Origin of the sequence: Mycobacterium sp. pR1184, assembly GCF_041287235.1 — a bacterium.
GTDB lineage: Bacteria > Actinomycetota > Actinomycetes > Mycobacteriales > Mycobacteriaceae > Mycobacterium.
The window spans coordinates 142,910-163,319 of sequence record NZ_JBGGKR010000011.1 but is presented as its reverse complement, the minus strand read 5'-3'; the positions used below and the strand labels follow the sequence as shown (position 1 = coordinate 163,319).

Annotated in this window: 16 protein-coding genes and 1 rRNA gene; 8 read left to right on the top strand and 9 right to left on the bottom strand. The window is 66.7% G+C overall.

All coding sequences use genetic code 11. From position 1 onward, the window contains the following. Positions 1-61 precede the first annotated feature (61 nt). A 5S ribosomal RNA gene (rrf, locus tag ACAG21_RS19900) occupies positions 62-174 on the top strand. Between the two features lie 46 nt (positions 175-220). Here the strand turns inward: rrf and ACAG21_RS19895 are convergent. Together ACAG21_RS19895 and ACAG21_RS19890 are read right to left on the bottom strand one after the other, a co-directional pair. Then, positions 221-712, bottom strand: a complete 492-nt coding sequence (locus tag ACAG21_RS19895) for a methylated-DNA--[protein]-cysteine S-methyltransferase (protein ID WP_370498034.1) — start codon at positions 710-712, stop codon at positions 221-223. Beyond that, the gene (locus ACAG21_RS19890; protein ID WP_370497972.1) at positions 709-2,205 is read right to left on the bottom strand and encodes an AlkA N-terminal domain-containing protein; all 1,497 of its coding nucleotides are present in this window, start codon (positions 2,203-2,205) and stop codon (positions 709-711) included. The genes ACAG21_RS19895 and ACAG21_RS19890 overlap by 4 nt, the downstream gene beginning before the upstream one ends. Positions 2,206-2,306: 101 nt before the next feature. Between ACAG21_RS19890 and ACAG21_RS19885 the strand changes: the two genes are divergently transcribed. Then, positions 2,307-2,783, top strand: coding sequence for a VOC family protein (locus ACAG21_RS19885; RefSeq protein WP_370497971.1), 477 nt, complete (start codon positions 2,307-2,309; stop codon positions 2,781-2,783). Here ACAG21_RS19885 and ACAG21_RS19880 read toward each other — a convergent pair. Beyond that, positions 2,780-3,649, bottom strand: a complete 870-nt coding sequence (locus tag ACAG21_RS19880) for a LysR family transcriptional regulator (RefSeq protein WP_370497970.1) — start codon at positions 3,647-3,649, stop codon at positions 2,780-2,782. The genes ACAG21_RS19885 and ACAG21_RS19880 overlap by 4 nt on opposite strands. Before the next feature lie 90 nt (positions 3,650-3,739). Between ACAG21_RS19880 and ACAG21_RS19875 the strand changes: the two genes are divergently transcribed. Beyond that, positions 3,740-4,966, top strand: a complete 1,227-nt coding sequence (locus ACAG21_RS19875; RefSeq protein WP_370497969.1) for an MFS transporter — start codon at positions 3,740-3,742, stop codon at positions 4,964-4,966. Here ACAG21_RS19875 and ACAG21_RS19870 read toward each other — a convergent pair. Then, positions 4,963-5,739, bottom strand: a complete 777-nt coding sequence (locus ACAG21_RS19870) for a PIG-L deacetylase family protein (RefSeq protein WP_370497968.1) — start codon at positions 5,737-5,739, stop codon at positions 4,963-4,965. The two genes, ACAG21_RS19875 and ACAG21_RS19870, sit on opposite strands and share 4 nt — an antisense overlap. A 12-nt stretch (positions 5,740-5,751) precedes the next feature. Next, on the bottom strand, positions 5,752-7,365 hold the full coding sequence (locus ACAG21_RS19865; RefSeq protein WP_370497967.1) for an adenylate/guanylate cyclase domain-containing protein: 1,614 nt from the start codon (positions 7,363-7,365) through the stop codon (positions 5,752-5,754). 45 nt (positions 7,366-7,410) lie between these two features. Here ACAG21_RS19865 and nucS point away from each other — a divergent pair, with 45 nt between their 5' ends. Then, the gene (gene nucS / locus ACAG21_RS19860; protein WP_370497966.1) at positions 7,411-8,082 is read left to right on the top strand and encodes an endonuclease NucS; all 672 of its coding nucleotides are present in this window, start codon (positions 7,411-7,413) and stop codon (positions 8,080-8,082) included. A 23-nt stretch (positions 8,083-8,105) separates the two neighbouring features. Then, on the top strand, positions 8,106-8,402 hold the full coding sequence (locus ACAG21_RS19855; RefSeq protein ID WP_370497965.1) for a hypothetical protein: 297 nt from the start codon (positions 8,106-8,108) through the stop codon (positions 8,400-8,402). 12 nt (positions 8,403-8,414) lie between these two features. Here the strand turns inward: ACAG21_RS19855 and mce are convergent, their stop codons facing one another. Then, a complete protein-coding gene (gene mce / locus ACAG21_RS19850) occupies positions 8,415-8,882 on the bottom strand; it encodes a methylmalonyl-CoA epimerase (protein ID WP_370497964.1) in 468 nt (155 codons plus the stop codon). Between the two features lie 78 nt (positions 8,883-8,960). Between mce and ACAG21_RS19845 the strand changes: the two genes are divergently transcribed. Next, entirely contained in the window at positions 8,961-10,142 is a 1,182-nt protein-coding gene (locus ACAG21_RS19845) for an acetyl-CoA C-acetyltransferase (RefSeq protein ID WP_370497963.1), read from the top strand. 179 nt (positions 10,143-10,321) lie between these two features. Continuing rightward, on the top strand, positions 10,322-11,236 hold the full coding sequence (locus ACAG21_RS19840) for a co-chaperone YbbN (RefSeq protein WP_370497962.1): 915 nt from the start codon (positions 10,322-10,324) through the stop codon (positions 11,234-11,236). Here the strand turns inward: ACAG21_RS19840 and glgB are convergent, their stop codons facing one another. Continuing rightward, entirely contained in the window at positions 11,237-13,432 is a 2,196-nt protein-coding gene (gene glgB, locus ACAG21_RS19835) for a 1,4-alpha-glucan branching protein GlgB (protein ID WP_370497961.1), read from the bottom strand. It abuts the gene before it with no gap. 24 nt (positions 13,433-13,456) lie between these two features. After that, positions 13,457-15,547 carry an alpha-1,4-glucan--maltose-1-phosphate maltosyltransferase gene (locus tag ACAG21_RS19830; RefSeq protein WP_370497960.1) on the bottom strand — a complete coding sequence of 697 codons (2,091 nt, stop codon included), beginning with the start codon at positions 15,545-15,547 and terminating at the stop codon, positions 13,457-13,459. A 229-nt stretch (positions 15,548-15,776) separates the two neighbouring features. On the opposite strand from ACAG21_RS19830, the gene glgP reads away from it, so the two are divergent. Further along, a complete protein-coding gene (gene glgP / locus ACAG21_RS19825) occupies positions 15,777-18,392 on the top strand; it encodes an alpha-glucan family phosphorylase (protein WP_370497959.1) in 2,616 nt (871 codons plus the stop codon). Here the strand turns inward: glgP and ACAG21_RS19820 are convergent. Next, the gene (locus tag ACAG21_RS19820; RefSeq protein ID WP_370498033.1) at positions 18,389-20,392 is read right to left on the bottom strand and encodes an ATP-dependent DNA helicase; all 2,004 of its coding nucleotides are present in this window, start codon (positions 20,390-20,392) and stop codon (positions 18,389-18,391) included. The genes glgP and ACAG21_RS19820 overlap by 4 nt on opposite strands. Between the last annotated feature and the right edge of the window lie 18 nt (positions 20,393-20,410).

Genomic DNA, 20,410 nt, shown 5'->3' with positions numbered 1-20,410 from the left:
CTGCGAAATATCTCGATACCACACCCCCCACCAGAACACTTGAATGAAAAATAAATAGAGTTACGGCGGCCACAGCGACAGGGAAACGCCCGGTCCCATTCCGAACCCGGAAGCTAAGCCTGTCAGCGCCAATGATACTGCCCTATCGGGTGGAAAAGTAGGACACCGCCGAACATACACAAAAATGCCCCCTGCAAAGGGGGCATTTTTGCGTTATCTATTAATCGAAGAGCGTCAAATTCGACCGTTGATTTTCCAATTCGAGCAATGTGCGCTTGCGGCCGAGCCCGCCGCCGAAACCGGTGAGGCTGCCATTGGCGCCGATGACGCGATGGCATGGCACGATAATTGCGATCGGATTGTGGCCATTGGCCAGTCCGACCGCGCGTGCGGCGCCCGGGGCCCCGATCTGTTCCGCGATTTCTCCATACGAACGCGTTTGTCCATATGGAATCGTCCGCAGCGCTTTCCAGACGCGTCGCTGAAATTCGGTACCCCGCAGGTCGAGTTCAATGTCGAAAGACGTGAGCTCGCCGGTGAAGTACGCCACTAACTGTTCGACGGCCGCGCCGAACGCCCCCGGATCGGGCGACCAGCCGGCGCGACTCGGTTCGTAGGTCTGATCGACCATTCGCAGATTGGTCAGCACCGAGTCGCGGCCGGCCAGGGTCAGCAACCCGATCGGGCTGTCGATGGTGCGGTACTGGATCATGCGACCTCCTGTGGCGGCCATTGGTTCACCGGGTGCTCGAGCGTGGTCCACAAATGCTGAGTGGCGTACGAGCGCCACGGGCGCCAATGTGCGCTGTGCTCAATGAGTTTGCGTTGATTCGTCGGCAGGCCCAGCTGTCTGGCGGCGAGTTGGAGCCCAAGGTCGCTGGCGGGAAACGCGTCCGGGTCGCCAAGGCCGCGCATCGCTATCACCTCGGCGGTCCATGGGCCCACCCCCGGCAGGGCCTGCAGCTGAGTACGCGCGCTGTCCCAGTCGCTTCCGGCGTCCAGGACCACGCTGCCTTCGAGGAGTCCGGCGACCAACGCGGTCATCGTCCGCTGCCGCGACTTGGGCACCGCCAGATGGATGGGATCGATCTCGGCGAGCTGCTCGATCGACGGGAAGGCATGCGTCAGTGTGCCTTCGGGGTCGTGGACTTGCGGCCCGTACGCCCTGACCAATCGGCCGACATGGGTGCGTGCGGCCTTGGTGGAGACCTGTTGACCGAGTACCGCGCGCACGGCGAGTTCGGCTTCGTCGACCGCGCGCGGAATGCGTTGTCCTGGACCCTTGGCCACGACGGGTGCCAGCAGCGGGTCGCGACTCAACGTGTCCACGATCGCTTCCGGATCCGCGTCGAGGTCCAGCAGCCGCCGGCAGCGGGCGATCGCGGTCGTGAGATCACGAAAGTCATCGAGCACGAGCAGGCAGCGGACGTGATCGACAGCCGGCGTCAGCGCGACTACGGCGTTGCCGGCCGGAAGTCGAAGGCTGCGCCGGTAGGCGCCGTCGCGCACTTCCTCGCAACCTGCAACGGCGCCCGCTGCCAGATGTCCGAAGACGCCCTCGTAGGCGAAAGGAGTGCGCACCGGCAGCCGAAGGCACACTGTCCCAGTCGAAGTCACACCGGCTTTCGAAGACCCCGACCGGGACGCCGCGCGCGTGCGCAGGTCGGTCGGTGTGCTTTCGAACACCAGGCGCACGGTGTCGTTGAACTGGCGGATGCTGGAAAAACCGGCGGCGAACGCGACGTCGCCGAACGGCAGTTCGGTCGTCTCGATCAGTAGCCGGGCGGTCTGGCTTCGTTGCGCGCGCGCCAGCGCGAGCGGACCGGCGCCGACCTCGGCCTGCAACAGCCGCTCCAGCTGCCGGGTCGTGTACCCGAGGTGGGCGGCCAGACCGCTCACTCCGTCGCGGTCCACCGTTCCGTCGGCGATGAGCCGCATGGCCCGCGCCACGACGTCGCCGCGCACATTCCATTCGGGCGACCCCGGCGAGGCGTCGGGTCGGCACCGTTTGCACGCGCGGAAACCCGCCCGCTGCGCGGCCGCCGCGGTCGGATAAAAGCGCACGTTGCGCGCGAACGGTGGACGCACCGGGCAGCTGGGCCGGCAGTAGATGCGGGTGGTGAGCACCGCGGTGACGAACCAGCCGTCGAACCGGGCGTCCTTGGACTGGACCGCCCGGTAACAACGTTCGAAGTCGTCGTGCACGCTTCCACAGTTACACCAGAGGGCCGACAAGACTGGCGGAAAAGCGACATGATGGTGGGCGGACGTGCACGCTGTGAACTGCCGATGTCCGAGGAGGCCGCATGACCGAGCCGAAGCCCATTGCCGTCGAGAACTTCTCCCATGTCTGCATCGGCGTCTCCGACATGAACACAGCGCTGGCGTTCTACACCGCGGTGCTGGGCATCGACGTCGTCTTCGATGTCGAACTCGAGGGCGGCGGACTCGATGCCGTGACCGGCGGCACGGCCCAGAAAGGCCGCATGGTCGGCGGATTGATCGGGGGAGTAATGGTCGAACTGCTGTTTCTCGGGGATGTACCTGCCAGCCCGACCGGCCCGCATCGTGGCTATACCAACATCTCATTTCGCGTCGCGGATCTCGCCGCCACCTACGAGGCCGTCCGGCGCCAGCACCCCGAGGTGCGCACCGAGCCGATCGTCGACATCGGTGGGGTGCGCATGTTCTTCGTCCACGACCCCGATGACACGCCCATCGAAATTCTCGAGCTGCCGGGCGGTGCGCGCAGCACGGTCGAGCTCTGGCGACCCGGCGGCTAAGCCGTCGCGGCCGATGCGACGAAGTCCCGGGCGGCGCGGGACAAGGGCCGCGACGAGTCCCAGATCATCCCGATGTCGCGGTAACCGTCCGCGTCGGCCAGGTGCAGCACGCAGACCCCGGGCGCAAGCTCGCTGCCGTCGATCGGTATCAGGCTGATGCCCAGACCCGCGGCCACCAGCCCGGCGTTCGTCGTCAGGTTCGCCGATTCCAGGACGATGCGTGGCTGGAATTGTGCTGCGGCACAAAGCTCATCGAGTAGCTGTCGCATGCCGAATCCCGGATGCATGGTGATGAAAGGCTCGTCGGCAAGATCCGTCATCGACACCGCCGCCGCGCCCGAGAGCCGATGGTCGCGGGGCACCGCGACACCGAGGCGCTGACGCAACAGGCTGCGCCAGGCCAAGGTTGGCTTCTGTGGTCGAGGCGATACCACCGCGACGTCGATCGAGCCCTCCAACACGCGATCACTGATCGACTCGGCCGCGCCCTCCTCGAGGGTGAACGTCACGCGCGGCGACACCTTGGTGAACCCGGCGATCAACCGCGGCACGACGACCGATCCGAACGAACTCAAGAAACCCAGCCGGATCTCACCGGCCGCCGGGTTGCTCAGGTCCTCGATTTCGCGTCGGGCCGAATCGAGCTCCAACTGCGCCCGTCGCGCATGCTCGTAGAAGATCCGGCCGTAGGTGCTCAGCGCGAGTCGGCGGCCGTGGCGGTCGAACAGCGCCACCCCGAGCCGGCGTTCCAGGCGCGCCAGCATCCGCGTCAGCGTCGGCTGCGCGATATGCAGTTGTCGAGCCGCCGCCGTTACGTGTTGCAGCTCGGCGAGTGTGAGGTACCACTCGTAGTCGCCATCGGCCATGACCGCCACCTTTACCTATGTCGAAATTGCATCATAATGTGTGAAATAATTCATTTCCGATCGGCAGGCTCGGAGCGGACCATCAGCTCTATGCCCCAGCTCACCGCGACCCCCAGTGCGCACCAAGCCGGCAGCCGCGGATACCGACGTATCACCGCGGCGCTGGTCGGCGCCGGTCTGGCCAGTTTCGCCGCCATGTACTGCACGCAGGCGCTGCTGCCCGCGTTGTCGGCGTACTACCGGATCTCCCCGGCGACGTCGGCGCTGACGGTCTCGCTGACCACCGGAATGCTGGCCCTGTCCATCGTTCCGGCCAGCGTGCTCTCGGAACGGTATGGGCGAATCACCGTGATGCTGATCTCGGGGGTGGCCTCCAGCGTGATCGGGTTGCTGTTGCCCTTCAGCCCCACGCTCGGCGTGCTGCTGATCGGGCGGGCGGCCCAAGGCGTTGCGCTCGCCGGGATTCCCGCGGTCGCGATGGCGTTTCTCGCCGAGGAGGTGCACGCGTCGTCGCTGGGATCGGCGATGGGCCGCTACATCGCCGGGACGACCATCGGTGGCTGCGCGGGACGGATCATCCCTGCGCTGGTGCTCGAGGTCAGCAGCTGGCGGGTCGCACTGTTGGTGTGTTCATTGACGACGTTGGCCGCGACGGTGGTATTCGCCCTGCTGGTGCCGAAGTCCCAATTCTTCGCTCCGAAGCCGGTGAGCATCCGCGCGACCACCCGAAGTCTGCTGACACATCTGCGAAACCCGTTGTTGCTGAAGCTTTTTGTTCTGGCTTTCACGCTGATGGGCGGATTCGTCACCGTGTACAACTACCTCGGCTACCGACTTGGCGCCGCGCCGTTCGAGTTGAAGCCGTCGGTGGTGGGCCTGCTGTTCCTGCTGTACCTGGTGGGCACCTGGACGTCGGTCGTGGCGGGACGGCTCGCCGATCGGCGGGGGCGCTTGCTCGTGCTGGGGGGCGCCCTGCCGATCACCGTGACGGGGCTGCTGATCACACTGCCGGACGCGCTGCCCGTGATCGTCGTCGGGACCGGCGTGTTCACCGGCGGGTTCTTCGCCGCGCACGCGGTGGCCAGCGGTTGGGTGGGGTCCGTGGCACGCTGCGATCGCGCCGAGGCGTCCGCGCTGTACCTGTTCAGCTACTACCTGGGTGGGTCGGTGGCCGGCGCGGTGGGCGGGTTGGTCTACAGCGTGGGCGGCTGGCGGGCCACCGTCTGGTTTGTGGGGACGCTGCTGATCCTGGCCCTGCTACTGGTGGCGTCGTTGGTGAGAGCGGCTGTGCCCGTGCGGGTCCGCAGTCTGTCCTAGCGGTCGAAGATGTTGCGGCGCACGGTGTCCGGTTGGGCACTCGGATCGACGAACCATTCGTGGCGCAGCACCAGTCCGAACACTTGCGGCGGCAACAGCATCACCAGCCCGAACAGGCGCGCGCTGAGCCCGCCGCCGATCTGCGAGCGGTGGGCGGCGAACGCATCCCGCTTCTGCCGGGCGAATCGCCGGACGTCGATGCGGTGGGTGATCGTGGCTTGGGGCGCGTATGCGGTGCGTGCCGTGTCGGCATCGTAGGGCGCCGGAAGTCGGAGCAAGCGAAGCACATTGGAGACCCGGCGCAGCAATTCGCGTGGCATCGTGACCTCGAGAACCCGCGGGGTCGCGGCCAACTCCGCGGCACGCTTGCCGACGTGATGGACCTGCACATGATCCCGGTGTCCGTATCCGCCGTTGGGCTGATAGCTCAGCAGTAGTTGTGCGTCCTCGTCGCGCAGGATGGTGGCCAGGCGCTGCGCCGCCGCTTCGACCTCGGCCCGCGCGAACCTGATCCGGCCGGGTGGGTCCGGGTAGAAGATCGGCCCGTAGCCACTGTCGGCGTAGCCGAGGCACTCGACTCGGTGCACGCCGAGAATGTTTGCGCTGGTGAGTAATTCATCAATTCGAGTGTGATCGTCCTCGTCGTTCACCCGTCCGTCGGTCGCGGTCACCAGGACAACCCGATGCCCTGCCGCCACCGCTGCGGCCAGCGTGCCGCCGGTGAGGACCACCTCGTCGTCCGGATGCGCGTGGAAGGCGACGAGGGTTGCCACTGAACGGCTCGGTTACTCGCCGCGCTTGGGCGAGGCCAGCCGCGTGGGGTGATCGTGTCCACGCAGTGTCACGGTCTCGCCCAAAGACCAACGCGCACTTTCACTTTCACTCGCACCCTGGACGGCGTCCGCGGTTGCCAACAATCCACCCGGGTGTGACTTGGCCAGCTCGCACAGCCGGGCCGCCTCGTTGACCGGTTCGCCGATCACGGTGTATTCGAAGCGCTCCTTGGCGCCGACATTGCCTGCGACGACCTGTCCGGCCGCCACGCCGATACCGGCCTCGAGTTCACACATCTCATGCGCCAGCCGACTGCAGATCGCGCGGGCCGTCGCCAGCGCCGCGTCCTCGGGACAGTCGAGGTGATTCGGGGCGCCGAAGATGGCCAGCGATGCGTCACCTTCGAACTTGTTGACCAATCCATGGTGCCGGTCGACTTCCTCGACGACGATCGCGAAGAACCGGTTGAGCACATTGACGACCTCGGTCGGGGGCTGACTGGTCACCAATTGCGTGGAGCCGACGATGTCGATGAACACGACCGCGACGTGGCGCTCTTCGCCGCCGAGCTTCGGTTTCTCGCGCTCGGCGGCCAGTGCGACTTCTCGACCGACATGCCGGCCGAACAGATCACGTACTCGCTCGCGTTCGCGCAGCCCGTCGACCATGGAGTTGAAACCGCGTTGCAACTCGCCGAGTTCGGTGCCGTCGAACACCACCAGGTCGCCCCGCAGATCGCCCTGCTCGACCCGCTTGAGGGCCGCGCGCACCACCCGCACCGGTGTCGCCGTCAGCCAGGACAGGATCCACATCAGGATGAACCCGAAGATCAGCGTCGCGCTCGAGACGATCAGCACCGCGACGCTGAGTTGGGTCTCGCTCAGATTGCGCAGCACCAGCGCGAAGAACGCGATCAGCGCGATGCCGAGCACCGGAACCCCGGAACTGAGCAGCCAGACCGTCAGGGTGCGGCCCATAATTCCCGGTGCGAGCCGCTGTGGGGCTCGCCCGGCCTCCAGGGCTTGGGCGGCCACCGGGCGCAACGCGAACTCGGCGAACAGGTAGGACGCGGTGGCCACCAGAATCCCGCAGATGCCCACGGAGAAACCCACGATCGGGATGAACAGCGTGTTGATCAGTCCGTAGAGCGTGGTGAGCAACGCGGTCCCGACGCCCCACAGCACCAGCACGCCCATCGCCAGCCAGAACGGGGCGAGGAAGGTGTTGCGTTCGTCGTCGAGGGTGGGCTTGCGCTCTTCGATCGCCCACCGCAGCGTGGCCATCGTCCGGTGGGTGATCCAGTAGGCCCCGAGTGCCAGCGCGACCGCGACGTATCCGGGTGCGATGGCCCAGGTGATCCACGCCGGCGCGTCGGAAAAGATGCTGGGCGACGGCAGGGCGACGGCCAGCAGAAGGACCGCGACACCGATACCGATCAGATTCGTGATCAGGATGAAGGTGGTCAGAATGAGCTGAATGCGCACCCGCCGGCGGGCCTGGCTCTCGCTCACCCGCCCGAGCAGCAAAGAACCGTAGGCGGGTGTCTCTTGCAACCGGCCGCTCTGACGGGTGACCCTTTCGAGCACCCGTCCCAAGCGTTGCGCCATGCTCTTGTTCGCCGACATGGTGGCGTCAGCCTAATTCGTCAACGACGCTCTAAGGTGAGTCGGGTGCGTCTAGTGATCGCCCAATGCACCGTCGACTACGTTGGCCGGCTCACGGCACATCTGCCGTCGGCGCGTCGGTTGTTGCTCTTCAAAGCCGACGGGTCGGTCAGCGTGCACGCCGACGACCGCGCCTACAAGCCGCTGAATTGGATGAGTCCGCCGTGCTGGTTGACCGAAGAGGTCGTCGGCGAGACACCGGTGTGGGTAGTGGAGAACAAGACGGGCGAACAGCTGCGCATCACCGTCGAGCAGGTCGAGCACGACTCCAGCCACGAGCTGGGGGTTGACCCCGGGCTGGTCAAGGATGGTGTCGAGGCACATCTGCAGGCGCTGCTCGCCGAACACGTCCAGCTGCTGGGTGAGGGATATACGTTGGTCCGCCGCGAATACATGACGGCGATCGGCCCCGTCGACCTGTTGTGCCGCGACGCCGACGGTGGCTCGGTAGCCGTCGAGATCAAACGGCGCGGCGAGATCGACGGCGTGGAGCAGCTCACCCGCTACCTCGAATTGCTGAATCGCGACACCGTGCTGGCGCCGGTCCAGGGTGTGTTCGCGGCGCAGCAGATTAAGCCTCAGGCCCGAACTTTAGCCACCGACCGCGGAATACGTTGTCTTACATTGGATTACGACAAGATGCGCGGAATGGACAGCGATGAGTACCGGCTGTTCTGAGTTGCCCGATTAGACTTGTCGGCATGGCTCGGCGCCGCACCCCGCCCCGTCGGCAACAGCTGCCTTCGCTGTCGCCGGCCCTGAGGCGGGTGGAAACCGGGCCCGACGGTCACGACTACGAAGTGCGCCCGATCGCCGCCGCGCGTGCGCTCAAAACTTACCGCTGCCCCGGCTGTGATCACGAAATCCGCTCCGGCACAGCACATCTGGTGGTCTGGCCGACGGACTCGCCGCTGGGCGGGGTGGACGATCGTCGGCACTGGCACACGCCCTGCTGGACGAATCGGGCAAATCGCGGCCCGACCAGAAAATGGTCGTGAACTACACAGCGGCTAGGCAGCCGGCTCGACCAACTCCATCAGCACGCCGCCGGCGTCCTTGGGGTGGATGAAGTTGATCCGCGAGTTCGCTGTGCCGCGACGGGGGGTCTCGTAGACCAGCCGCACCCCGTGGGACCGCAGGTGCTCGCAGAGCGCGTCCAAATCGCTGACTCGCACCGCCATCTGCTGGATGCCCGGTCCGCGCTTGTCCAGGAACTTGGCGATCGTCGAAGACTCGTCGATCGGTGCCATCAACTGGATCTGCGCCGTGCCGGGCTCGCCGTCCTGGACGGCGATCATGGCTTCGCGGATTCCCTGGTCCTCGTTGACTTCCTCGTGCACCAAGACCATGCCGAGGGTGTCGTGGTACCAGGCGATGGCTGCATCGAGGTCGGCGACTGCGATGCCGACGTGATCGATCGCGGTCACCAGCGAGGTGGCCAGGATTTGACGGGCGTCAACTTGATCGGTCGTCATCACATAAAGGTAACCTGGCGGCAAAGATTGCGCTTCTCCGGGAGGCCGAATGGGCCCTCCATGCGTCGCTAGGAGGTTGTTATGACGACATCGGTGATCGTTGCTGGAGCACGGACCCCGATCGGCAAGTTGATGGGTTCGCTGAAGGATTTCTCGGCCAGCGATTTGGGTGCGATCGCGATCGCCGGTGCGCTGGAGAAGGCCAATGTGCCCGCTTCCGCGGTGCAGTACGTGATCATGGGCCAGGTGCTGACCGCAGGCGCCGGCCAGATGCCCGCCCGTCAGGCCGCGGTGGCCGCCGGCATCGGCTGGGACGTCCCGGCGCTGAGCATCAACAAGATGTGCCTGTCCGGTATCGACGCCATTGCGCTGGCCGATCAGCTGATTCGGGCGGGGGAGTTCGACGTCGTGGTGGCCGGTGGCCAGGAGTCCATGACCAAGGCCCCGCACCTGCTGATGGACAGCCGTGCGGGCTACAAGTACGGCGACGTGACCGTGCTCGACCACATGGCCTACGACGGCCTGCACGACGTGTTCACCGACCAGCCGATGGGCGCGCTGACCGAGCAGCGCAACGACGTCGACAAGTTCACCCGCGCCGAACAGGACGAGTTCGCTGCGCGGTCGCATCAGAAAGCGGCCGCGGCATGGAAGGACGGCGTCTTCACCGACGAGGTGGTGCCGGTGAACATCCCGCAGCGCAAAGGCGATCCGTTGCAGTTCACTGAGGACGAGGGCATTCGGGCAAACACCACGGTCGAGTCGTTAGCCGGCCTGAAACCGGCCTTCCGCAGCGACGGCACCATCACCGCCGGCTCCGCGTCGCAGATCTCCGACGGTGCCGCGGCGGTCGTGGTGATGAGCAAGGACAAGGCGCAGGAAATGGGTCTGTCGTGGCTGGTAGAGATCGGTGCTCATGGAGTCGTGGCGGGGCCCGATTCGACACTGCAGTCCCAGCCCGCCAATGCGATCAAGAAGGCACTGGGCCGCGAGGGCATCACGGCTGACCAGCTCGATGTGGTGGAGATCAACGAGGCGTTCTCGGCGGTGGCCCTGGCTTCCACGCGCGAACTCGGGATCGACCCCGAGATCGTCAACGTCAACGGCGGTGCGATCGCGGTGGGACATCCGATCGGGATGTCGGGCGCCCGGATCACGCTGCATGTCGCCCTGGAACTGGCGCGGCGCGGTTCGGGGTACGGCGTCGCGGCGCTGTGCGGCGCCGGGGGCCAGGGCGACGCACTGATTCTGCGGGCTGGCTAACCCCGGACTGACCAGCGGTCGGCGTTGCTGGCAGCCCGGATTCGGTGCGCGTTGTGATGTTGCTCTCATGAGACGACCAGGGGCCTTGGCGGGGCCGGTTTTCGGCCAAATTCGCCCGGGCGGGAGCCCCGGTGTGACCGGGTGGATCGGTGGTCGGCGCGCATGACAGACTTGACGTCGTGACGCGTCCGAGATCCTCGATCGGGCCCGCGCTTGCCGGTGCGGTCGACCTGTCCGGTCTAAAGCAACGTGCTCAGCAGAGCCCTTCGGCCACCGGTGCCGCGGGCCGGCCGACGCCGGCGGGTCCGGGGACCACCGAGGTCAACGAGGCCAATTTCGAAGCCGAGGTGCTGATCCGCTCCGACGAGGTGCCCGTGGTGGTCGCCCTATGGTCGCCGCGCAGCGAGGCCTGCGTCGAGTTGGTCGACACGCTGTCCGGTCTGGCCGCCCAGGACGGCGGCAAATGGGCGCTGGCGACCGTCAACGTCGATGTGGCGCCACGGGTGGCCCAGATCTTCGGTGTCGAAGCCGTTCCCACCGTCGTGGCCCTGGCAGCCGGTCAGCCGCTGTCCAGCTTCCAGGGTTCGCAGCCCGCCGATCAGTTGCGCCGCTGGCTGGACCAACTGCTGTCGGCGACGGCCGGAAAGCTCAAGGGCGCAACCGGTTCCGAGGACGACGCCGAGGTGGACCCGGCCCTGGCCCAGGCTCGCCAGCAGCTAGAGGCCGGTGACTTCGAGGCGGCCAAGCAGTCGTATGAGGCGTTGCTGAACACCAATCCGGACAGTGTCGAGGCCAAGGGTGCGATCCGCCAGATCGACTTCCTCATGCGCGCAACCGCACAGCGTCCGGACGCGGTGGCCGTCGCGGATGGCGCTCCGGACAACATCGAGGCGGCCTTCGCGGCCGCCGATGTGCAGATCCTCAACCAGGACGTGACCGCGGCATTCGAGCGATTGACGGCGTTGGTGCGCAGCACATCTGGCGATGAACGCACCCGGGTCCGAACCCGGCTGATCGAGTTGTTCGAACTCTTCGATCCCGCCGACCCTGAAGTCATCGCCGGCCGTCGAAACCTCGCTAACGCGCTGTACTGATTACTCCGGTTCCAGCCACAGCGCCGACGTGGGCGGCAACACCAGGAGCGCCGAGGCCGGACGGCCATGCCACGGGTCCTCGGTCGCGTCCACACCACCGAGATTGCCGATGCCAGAACCGTTGTAGTCCGTCGCGTCGGTATTGAGCACCTCGCGCCAGCGACCGCCGCTGGGCAGACCGAGTCGATAGCCGCTGTGCTCGGATCCCGCGAAATTGAACACGCACGCCATGACCGAGCCGTCGTTGCCGTAGCGCAGGAAGCTCAAGACGTTGTTGCCGGAATCGTTGGCGTCGATCCAGGAATAACCCTCGGGCGTCGTGTCGCGACTCCACAGCGCCGGACGGTCGCGGTAAATAGCGTTGATGTCGCGCACGAAACGCAATATGCCGTTGGAGAAGCCCTGCTCGTCGAGCTGCCACCAGTCCAAACCGTTTTGCTCGGACCACTCGGCGCGCTGGCCGAATTCCTGTCCCATGAACAACAATTGCTTGCCGGGATGGGCCCACTGATAGGCGAGCAGGCTACGCAGTCCGGCGGCCTTGACGTGGTTGTTGCCCGGCATGCGGCCCCAGAGCGTGCCCTTGCCGTGTACCACCTCGTCGTGGCTGATCGGCAGCACGTAGTTCTCGCTGAACGCATACAGCATCGAGAAGGTCATCTCGTGGTGGTGGAAGCTGCGATAGATCGGGTCGCGGCTGATGTAGTCGAGCGTGTCGTGCATCCAGCCCATGTTCCACTTCATCGAAAAGCCCAGCCCGCCAAGGTTGGTCGGCCGCGTTACGCCGGGCCACGACGTCGACTCCTCGGCGATCGTGACGATCCCCGGGGCGGCCTTGTGTGCCGTGGCGTTCATCTCCTGCAGGAACTGCACCGCCTCGAGGTTTTCCCGGCCACCGTAGATGTTGGGTGTCCAGCCGCCCTCGGGCCGCGAGTAGTCCAGGTAGAGCATCGACGCCACCGCGTCCACCCGCAGGCCGTCGATGTGGTATTCCTCCAGCCAGTACAGCGCGTTGGCGACCAAGAAGTTGCGTACCTCGCGACGGCCGAAGTCGAAAACGTAGGTGCCCCAGTCGAGTTGCTCACCGCGCTTGGGGTCGGAGTGCTCGTAGAGCGCAGTGCCGTCGAAGCGGCCCAGCGCCCATGCGTCCTTCGGGAAGTGCGCCGGAACCCAGTCCACGATCACGCCGATGCCGGCCTGGTGCAGGGCATCGACGAGCGCCCGGAAATCGTCGGGGGTGCCGAATCGCGATGTCGGCGCGTAGTACGACGTGACCTGATATCCCCACGATCCGGCGAACGGGTGCTCGGCCACCGGCAGCAGCTCTACGTGGGTAAAACCATGCTCCACAACGTAATCCGTCAGCTCGGTGGCTAGTTGGCGGTAGCTGAGTCCGGGCCGCCAGGAGCCGAGATGTACCTCGTAGGTGCTCATCGGCTCGAAGACCGGATTGCGCTGGGCGCGCTGCGTCATCCAGTCCGCGTCGGTCCAGGTGAACGTGCTCGTCGTCACCCGCGACGCGGTGTGCGGAGGCACCTCGGTGGCGAAGGCGAACGGGTCGGCCCGTTCGGTGACGACGCCGTCGGCGCCGTGCACCCGGAACTTGTACAGGCCGTCTGGGGCGAACCCGGGCCAGAACAGCTCCCAGACTCCGGTGGAGCCCAGCACCCGCATCGGGGCCTCGGTGCCGGTCCAGCCGTTGAACTCGCCAATCAGGCTGACGCCCTTGGCATTTGGCGCCCACACCGCGAACGACACGCCGTCGACCACGCCGTCGGCCGTGGTGAAGGAGCGGGGGTGGGCACCGAGGACTTCCCAGAGTCGCTCGTGGCGACCCTCGGAGAACAAATGCAGGTCGACTTCGCCCAACGTGGGCAGGAAACGGTAGGCGTCGGCGGTCACCTGCGCGCCGGAACCGTAGTCGATCTTCAGCCGGTAGTCGATCAGGTCCGTGAACGGCAACGCGACGGCGAACAATCCCGCGTCGACGTGCTCCATTGCGAACTCGTCGTTACCGACCAGCGCGATGACTTCCTGCGCATGCGGGCGGAAGGCCCGGATCACAGTGTGGTCGCCGTACTCGTGAGCGCCCAGGATGCTGTGTGGGTCGTGGTGGGTGCCGCTCACCAGCCGGCCCAAGTCGCCCGGGTCAGGCGCCAGGTGTGTGCGATCGGTTCGGCTTTTGGCTCGACTCATGCTGGTATCCCCTTCCGGGCCCTGTTACCTCCTGCGCAGCAACGTGTTTCGAGACTCCTGCGGGATAATCGGCATATTGATGATGTGGGCGACCGCCTGCCCGGGGTCGATGCGAATGTAATTAGACTGCCCCCACTGGAATTCCTGGCCGGTTATCTCATCGCGTACCCAAAACCGCTCATAGGGCTCCATACCCAATGCGGCCATGTCTAACCACAGCGTGCCCTCCTCGGGCCCGAATGCGTTGAGGGTCACGACCACCAGCACGCAGTCGCCGGTGGCCGGGTCGAACTTGCTGTAGGCCAGCAAGGCGTCGTTGTCCACCCCGTGAAAGTGGATGGTGCGCAGCTGCTCAAGCGCGGGATGGACTCGGCGAATCGCGTTGAGCTGCTTCAGAAATGGTTCCAGTGACCGGCCCTCGGCGCGCGCCGCCGCGTAGTCGCGGGGCCGCAGTTCGTACTTCTCCGAGTCGAGGTATTCCTCGCTGCCCTCGCGAACCGCGCGGTGCTCGAACAGCTCGTAGCCGGAATAGACACCCCAGGCCGGACTCATGGTCGCGGCCAACACCGCGCGGATGGCGAACATGCCCGGGCCGTTGTGCTGCAATATCGCGTGCAGGATGTCGGGGGTGTTCACGAACAGATTCGGCCGCCGGAAGTCCGCCAGAGCCGAGATGTCGTTGCCGAACTCGGTGAGTTCCCATTTGGCGGTGCGCCAGGTGAAGTAGCTGTAGGACTGGGTGAACCCGAGCTTGGCCAGGCCGTACTGCCGGGCCGGCGGAGTAAACGCCTCGGACAGGAACAGCACGTCGGGATCGGCGTCTTTGACCTGACCGATCAGCCAGGCCCAGAAGTCGGGCGGCTTGGTGTGCGGGTTGTCGACCCGGAAGAACTTGATGCCGTGGTCAACCCAGTGCCGGACCACGCGCAGAACTTCGTCGTAGAGCCCGGCGGGATCGTTGTCGAAGTTGATCGGATAGATGTCCTGATACTTTTTCGGCGGGTTCTCCGCATATGCGATGGTGCCGTCCGGCAACTCGGTGAACCAGTTCCGGTGTTCGCGCGCCCACGGGTGGTCAGGGGCGCACTGCAGTGCCAGGTCCAGAGCGACTTCCATGCCCAGATCGCGGGCCGCGGCGACGAAATTGTCGAAGTCCTCGATCGTACCGAGCTCCGGGTGAATCGCATCGTGGCCGCCCTCGTCGCTACCAATCGCCCACGGCGAACCCACATCTCCGGGGGCGGCGGTAGGCGAGTTGTTGCGCCCCTTGCGATGTACCTTGCCGATCGGGTGGATCGGCGGCAGATACACGACGTCGAAGCCCATCTCGGCGATGCGCGGAAGGTCCGCGGCCGCCGTCGCGAAGGTGCCGTGCACCGGCTTTCCGTCGGCGTCCCAGCCGCCGGTTGAGCGCGGAAACATCTCGTACCACGAGCCGAAGCGGGCCAGCGGCCGGTCCACCCAGATGCCGTGCTGCTCGCCGCGGGTGACGATCTCCCGCAGCGGATAGGTGCTCAGGATCTCCTCGATCTCGGGCGCCAGCGCCAGCGCGGTGCGTGTCACCGGATCTCCCGGGGCGCGCAACGCCGCCGCGGCGGCCAGCAGCGGCTCACGACCTGAACGCGGCACCCCGGTGGCGGCGCGCTCGAGCAAACCCGCGCCCACCAACAAGTCGTTGGACAGCTCCTTCTCGCCCTGGCCGGCGTCCAGCTTGGCCAGCAGTCCGTGCCGCCAGGTGTGGATCGGATCACCCCAACCGTCCACGCGGTAGGTCCACAGCCCCACCCGGTCGGGCGTGAACTGACCGTGGAACACGAAGGGCTCGAGGCCCATCGTCATCGGCAGCTGCAGCGGTTTGACCCGCTCGCGCGGCTCGGCGTCCACCGCGGGCAGGGATTTCTCGGGGGCCTGCACCGCCGTCACGCGACGCGTCTCGTTGACCTGCGGGTAGCGCGGCCCCAGGTAGCGGACTACCAGGGTTGCGGCGACGGCGTCGTGGCCTTCTCGCCACACCGCGGCACTGACTGGGACCGTCTCTCCGACCACCGCTTTGGCGGGGTACGCGCCGCAGGAAATTACGGGTGCGACGTTATCGATCTCGACACGACCGGGCACCACCACTCCGTTCGATTGTTTGCGGGCAAACCGCGGATTGTGCTGCGGCGCGGAATGCATGCCGTCTGAGGAAACATCGTCACGTGGGGAAAGTTCCTGTGCAGGGGAAGCGTCTTTGCGGCCCCAATTAGTACCCTTACCCACCCTAGTGTCTGGTCACACACGACCGGCGGCGAACCGTCGAAGACTGACCCTGCGCGCGCGCCAATCCTTAGTAAGGTTGTCTTGCGTGAAAGCTCTCCGTCGCTTTACGGTCCGCGCCCACCTGCCCGAGCGGCTTGCCGCACTCGAACAGCTGTCCATCAATCTGCGATGGTCCTGGGACAAGGCGACGCAAGACTTGTTCGCAAGCATCGATCCGACGCTGTGGGCGAATTGCGGCAGCGATCCGGTGGCCCTGCTGGGCGCGGTCAGCCCCGCCCGTCTCGACGAGTTGGCGCTGGATGAGGGCTTTCTGCGCTGGCTTGACGAGCTTTCCGCCGATTTGAACGAGTATCTGACCCGCCCGCGGTGGTACCAGCAACAGCAGGAAGCCGGTCTCGCGATGCCGACCGGTATCGCGTATTTCTCGATGGAGTTCGGCGTCGCCGAGGTGCTGCCCAACTACTCGGGGGGCCTGGGCATCCTGGCCGGCGATCACCTCAAGTCCGCGTCCGATCTGGGCGTGCCGCTGATCGCGGTCGGCCTCTACTACCGCTCGGGGTACTTCCGGCAGTCGCTGAGCGCGGAAGGCTGGCAGAACGAGACCTATCCGTCGCTGGATCCGCAGGGACTTCCGTTGCGGCTGCTCACCGATGCCGGCGGGGATCCCGCGCTGGTCGAACTGACACTGCCCGACTCGGCCCGCCTCTCCGCGCGGATCTGGGTGGCACAGGTCGGCCGGGTTCCGTTGCTGCTGCTGGATTCCGACGTCCCCGAGAACGAGCACGAGCTGCGCAGCGTCACCGACCGGTTGTACGGCGGCGACCAGGAGCACCGGATGCGCCAGGAGATCCTGGCCGGGATCGGCGGCGTGCGGGCGGTTCGCGCGTTCACCTCGATCGAGGGCCTGCCCGCACCCGAGGTGTTCCACATGAACGAGGGGCACGCCGGGTTCCTCGGTGTGGAGCGCATCCGCGAGCTGATCGCCGATCAGGGACTGGACTTCGACACCGCCCTGACGGTGGTGCGGTCGGCCACCGTGTTCACCACCCACACGCCGGTGCCTGCGGGTATCGACCGCTTCCCGGTCGAGATGGTGCGGCGCTACTTCGACGACCACTCCGACGACGCGCCCGGCGATCGCACACCCGCCTTGCTGCCGGGCGTGCCGATCGATCGGGTGCTCGCCCTCGGTGCCGAAGACGATCAGACCAAATTCAACATGGCACACATGGGGCTGCGGCTCGCGCAACGCGCCAACGGTGTCTCGCTGCTGCACGGCCGCGTCAGCCGGGGCATGTTCAACGAACTGTGGCCGGGCTTCGACCGCGCCGAGGTGCCGATCGGGTCGATCACCAACGGCGTGCACGCCCGCACCTGGGCGGCGCCGCAATGGCTGCAGCTGGGCCGCGAGCTGGCCGGGCCGGACGACGCCGCATTCAGCGATCCGGGTGTGTGGTTGCGGCTGCGGGAAGTCGACGCCGGTCATCTGTGGTGGATCCGCTCCCAACTGCGTGCACTGCTGGTCGACGACGTCCGGCGGCGGTTGCGCCGCTCGTGGCTGGAGCGCGGCGCGCCGCATGCTGAGTTGGGTTGGATCGCAAAGGCTTTCGATCCAGACGTGCTCACTGTCGGTTTTGCTCGCCGGGTGCCGACCTACAAGCGGTTGACGTTGATGCTGAGCGACCCCGACCGCCTCGAGCGCCTGCTGCTCAATGAGGATCGCCCCATCCAGCTGATCGTGGCGGGCAAGTCACACCCGGCCGACGACGGGGGCAAGGCCCTGATCCAGCAGATCGTGCGCTTCGCCGATCGTCCCGAGGTCCGCCACCGCATCGCGTTTCTGCCGGACTACGACATGTCCATGGCCCGGCTGCTGTACTGGGGCTGCGACGTCTGGCTGAACAACCCGCTGCGGCCGCTGGAGGCTTGCGGCACCTCGGGAATGAAGAGCGCGCTCAACGGCGGGCTGAACCTGTCCATCCGCGACGGTTGGTGGGACGAATGGTACGACGGCGAAAACGGTTGGGAGATACCGTCGGCCGACGGGGTGAGCGACGAGGATCGCCGCGACGAGCTGGAGTCCAGCGCCCTGTACGGGCTGCTCGAACAAGCGGTGGCGCCGAAGTTCTACGAACGCAATGAACACGGGGTGCCGCCGCGCTGGATCGAAATGGTCCGGCACACCTTGCAAACGCTCGGGCCCAAGGTGCTGGCTTCCCGGATGGTGCGCGACTACGTCGAGCAGTACTACACGCCGGCGGCACAGTCGCTGCGCGAGACCATCGCCGACACCGGCGAAGGTGCTTTCGGCGCGGCGCGTGAGCTAGCCGACTACCGGCGGCGCGCCGTTGCGGCGTGGCCGAAGGTCGCGATCACCGACGTCGACTCCACCGGTCTGCCCGATACGCCGATACTCGGCTCGAAGCTGACCCTGACCGCGACTGTGCAGCTGGCCGGACTGGCGCCCGACGAGGTCACCGTGGAGGCGGTGGTGGGCCGGGTCGATTCCGGCGATGCGCTGCTGGACCCGGTCACGGTCCAAATGTCCTACACCGGAACGGCCGAGGGTGGCAACCAGGTCTTCTCGACGACGACCTCGTTGCCGGTGGCGGGGGCGGTCGGTTACACCGTTCGGGTGCTGCCGTATCACCCGATGCTCGCGGCCGGCAACGAGCTCGGCCTGGTGGCGCTCGCCCGTTAGGTGTCGGGCGCGGTGCGCAGGCGCCGCAAGGCGCCGCGGACCTGCTCGGCGTTGGTGGTCTGCCAAAACGGTGGCAGCGACGCTCGCAGGTAAGCGCCATAGCCGGCGGTGACCATCCGCGAGTCGAGTATCGCCACCACTCCGCGGTCGGTGTCGCGGCGCAGCAGCCGCCCCGAGCCCTGCGCCAGCAACAGCGCCGCATGATTGGCCGCGACGGCCATGAAACCGTTGCCGCCGCGAGCGGCCACCGCGCGCTGGCGGGCACCCAGCAGCGGGTCGTCCGGACGCGGGAACGGGATGCGGTCGATCAGCACCAGCGACAGCGACGGCCCGGGCACGTCAACGCCCTGCCATAGCGACAGCGTGCCGAACAGGGAGGTCTCGGGGTCGGCACTGAACTGCTCGACCAGTGCCGAGGTGCTGTCGTCGCCCTGACACAACACCGGCGTGGACAGCCGTTCGCGCATGGCATCGGCGGCGGCCCGCGCGGCGCGCATCGACGAGAACAGGCCCAGGGTGCGACCGCCGGCCGCGGTGATCAGTTCGGCGATCTCGGTCAGCTGTTCGGCCGAGCCGGTTCCGTCGCGGCCGGGCGACGGCAGATGCTTTGCCACGTAGAGGATCCCGGCCTTCGCGTGTTCAAATGGCGACCCGACGTCAAGGCCCCGCCAAGACGGGCGATCGGTCGCATCCTCGGGTCCGGCCAGACCCCATGCCGAGGCCATCGCATCGAAGGAACCACCGATCGTCAGCGTGGCGGAGGTCAGCACGGTAGTCGACCGCGAGAACACATGTGTGCGCAGCAAGCCGGCCACCGTCAACGGCGCCACCCGCAGCACGGGGCGCGTCGAGCCCCGGTTGTCCTCGTGATCCAGCCACACCACCTCGGTGCGATCGGGGATCGCCGGCCCGAACGACGTCAGGATCCGCGTCGTGGTATCCGAGATCTCGCTCAGTGCCGCAACGGCTTCGGCGCGCGCCGCAGCAGCCTTCGCGTCGCTGGTGGTGTCGATGTCGGCGCGCGCCGCGCCGGCCACATCGCGCAGCGCCCGCAGATAGGTCGCCAGTTCGTCGTCGAGGTGATCGATGCGTCCCGGAGTGGCGTCGTGGATCGCTGCGGCGAAGGTTGCGGTGGTCGCCTCCAGGCGTCCGACCAGTTCCGGGTTCACCAATCGGGTGATGCGGCGCGCGGCCACCCCGAGGGCGGCCGACGTCAACTCCGCGGTGGCCACCGACGTCACCCGGTCGACCAACTCGTGCGCCTCGTCTACCACCAGCAGCGAATGTTCGGGCAGCACCGTCGATTCCGAGACGGCGTCGATGGCCAGCAGGGCGTGATTGGTGACGACGATGTCGGCCACACCGGCGCGCCCGCGAGCACGTTCGGAGAAGCACTCCGAGCCGAACGGGCAGCGGGCCACCCCGAGGCATTCGCGCGCCGAGACGCTGACCTGCGACCAGGATCGGTCCGGCACACCGGGTTTGAGGTCGTCGCGGTCACCGGTATCCGTCGTCGAGGCCCACGCGGTGAGCCGCTGCACGTCGCGGCCCAGGGCACTGGCCGCCATCGGATTGAACAGCTCCTCCTGGGGCCGTGCCTCGTCGCCGTCGGGTTCCTCGGCAGAGCCGTTGTGAATCTTGTTCAGGCACAGATAGTTTCGCCGTCCCTTGAGCAACGCGAACTGTGGCGGATGCGGCAGCGCGTCGGCAAGCGATTCGGCCAGCCGCGGCAGGTCGCGATCGACAAGCTGGCGTTGCAGGGCGATCGTCGCCGTCGACACCACGACCGGTTCCTCGTCGGCGATCGCGTGCACGATCGCCGGAATCAGGTACGCCAGCGACTTGCCGGTCCCGGTGCCCGCCTGCACGGCGAGGTGCTCGCCGGTTTCGAATGCGCGCGCAACCGCGGTGGCCATCTCCAGCTGGCCGCTGCGTTCGCTGCCGCCGAGCGCGGCCACGGCGATGGACAGCAGCTCGGGCACAGAGACCTCTGGCGTGATAACTCCTTGGTTGCGCGC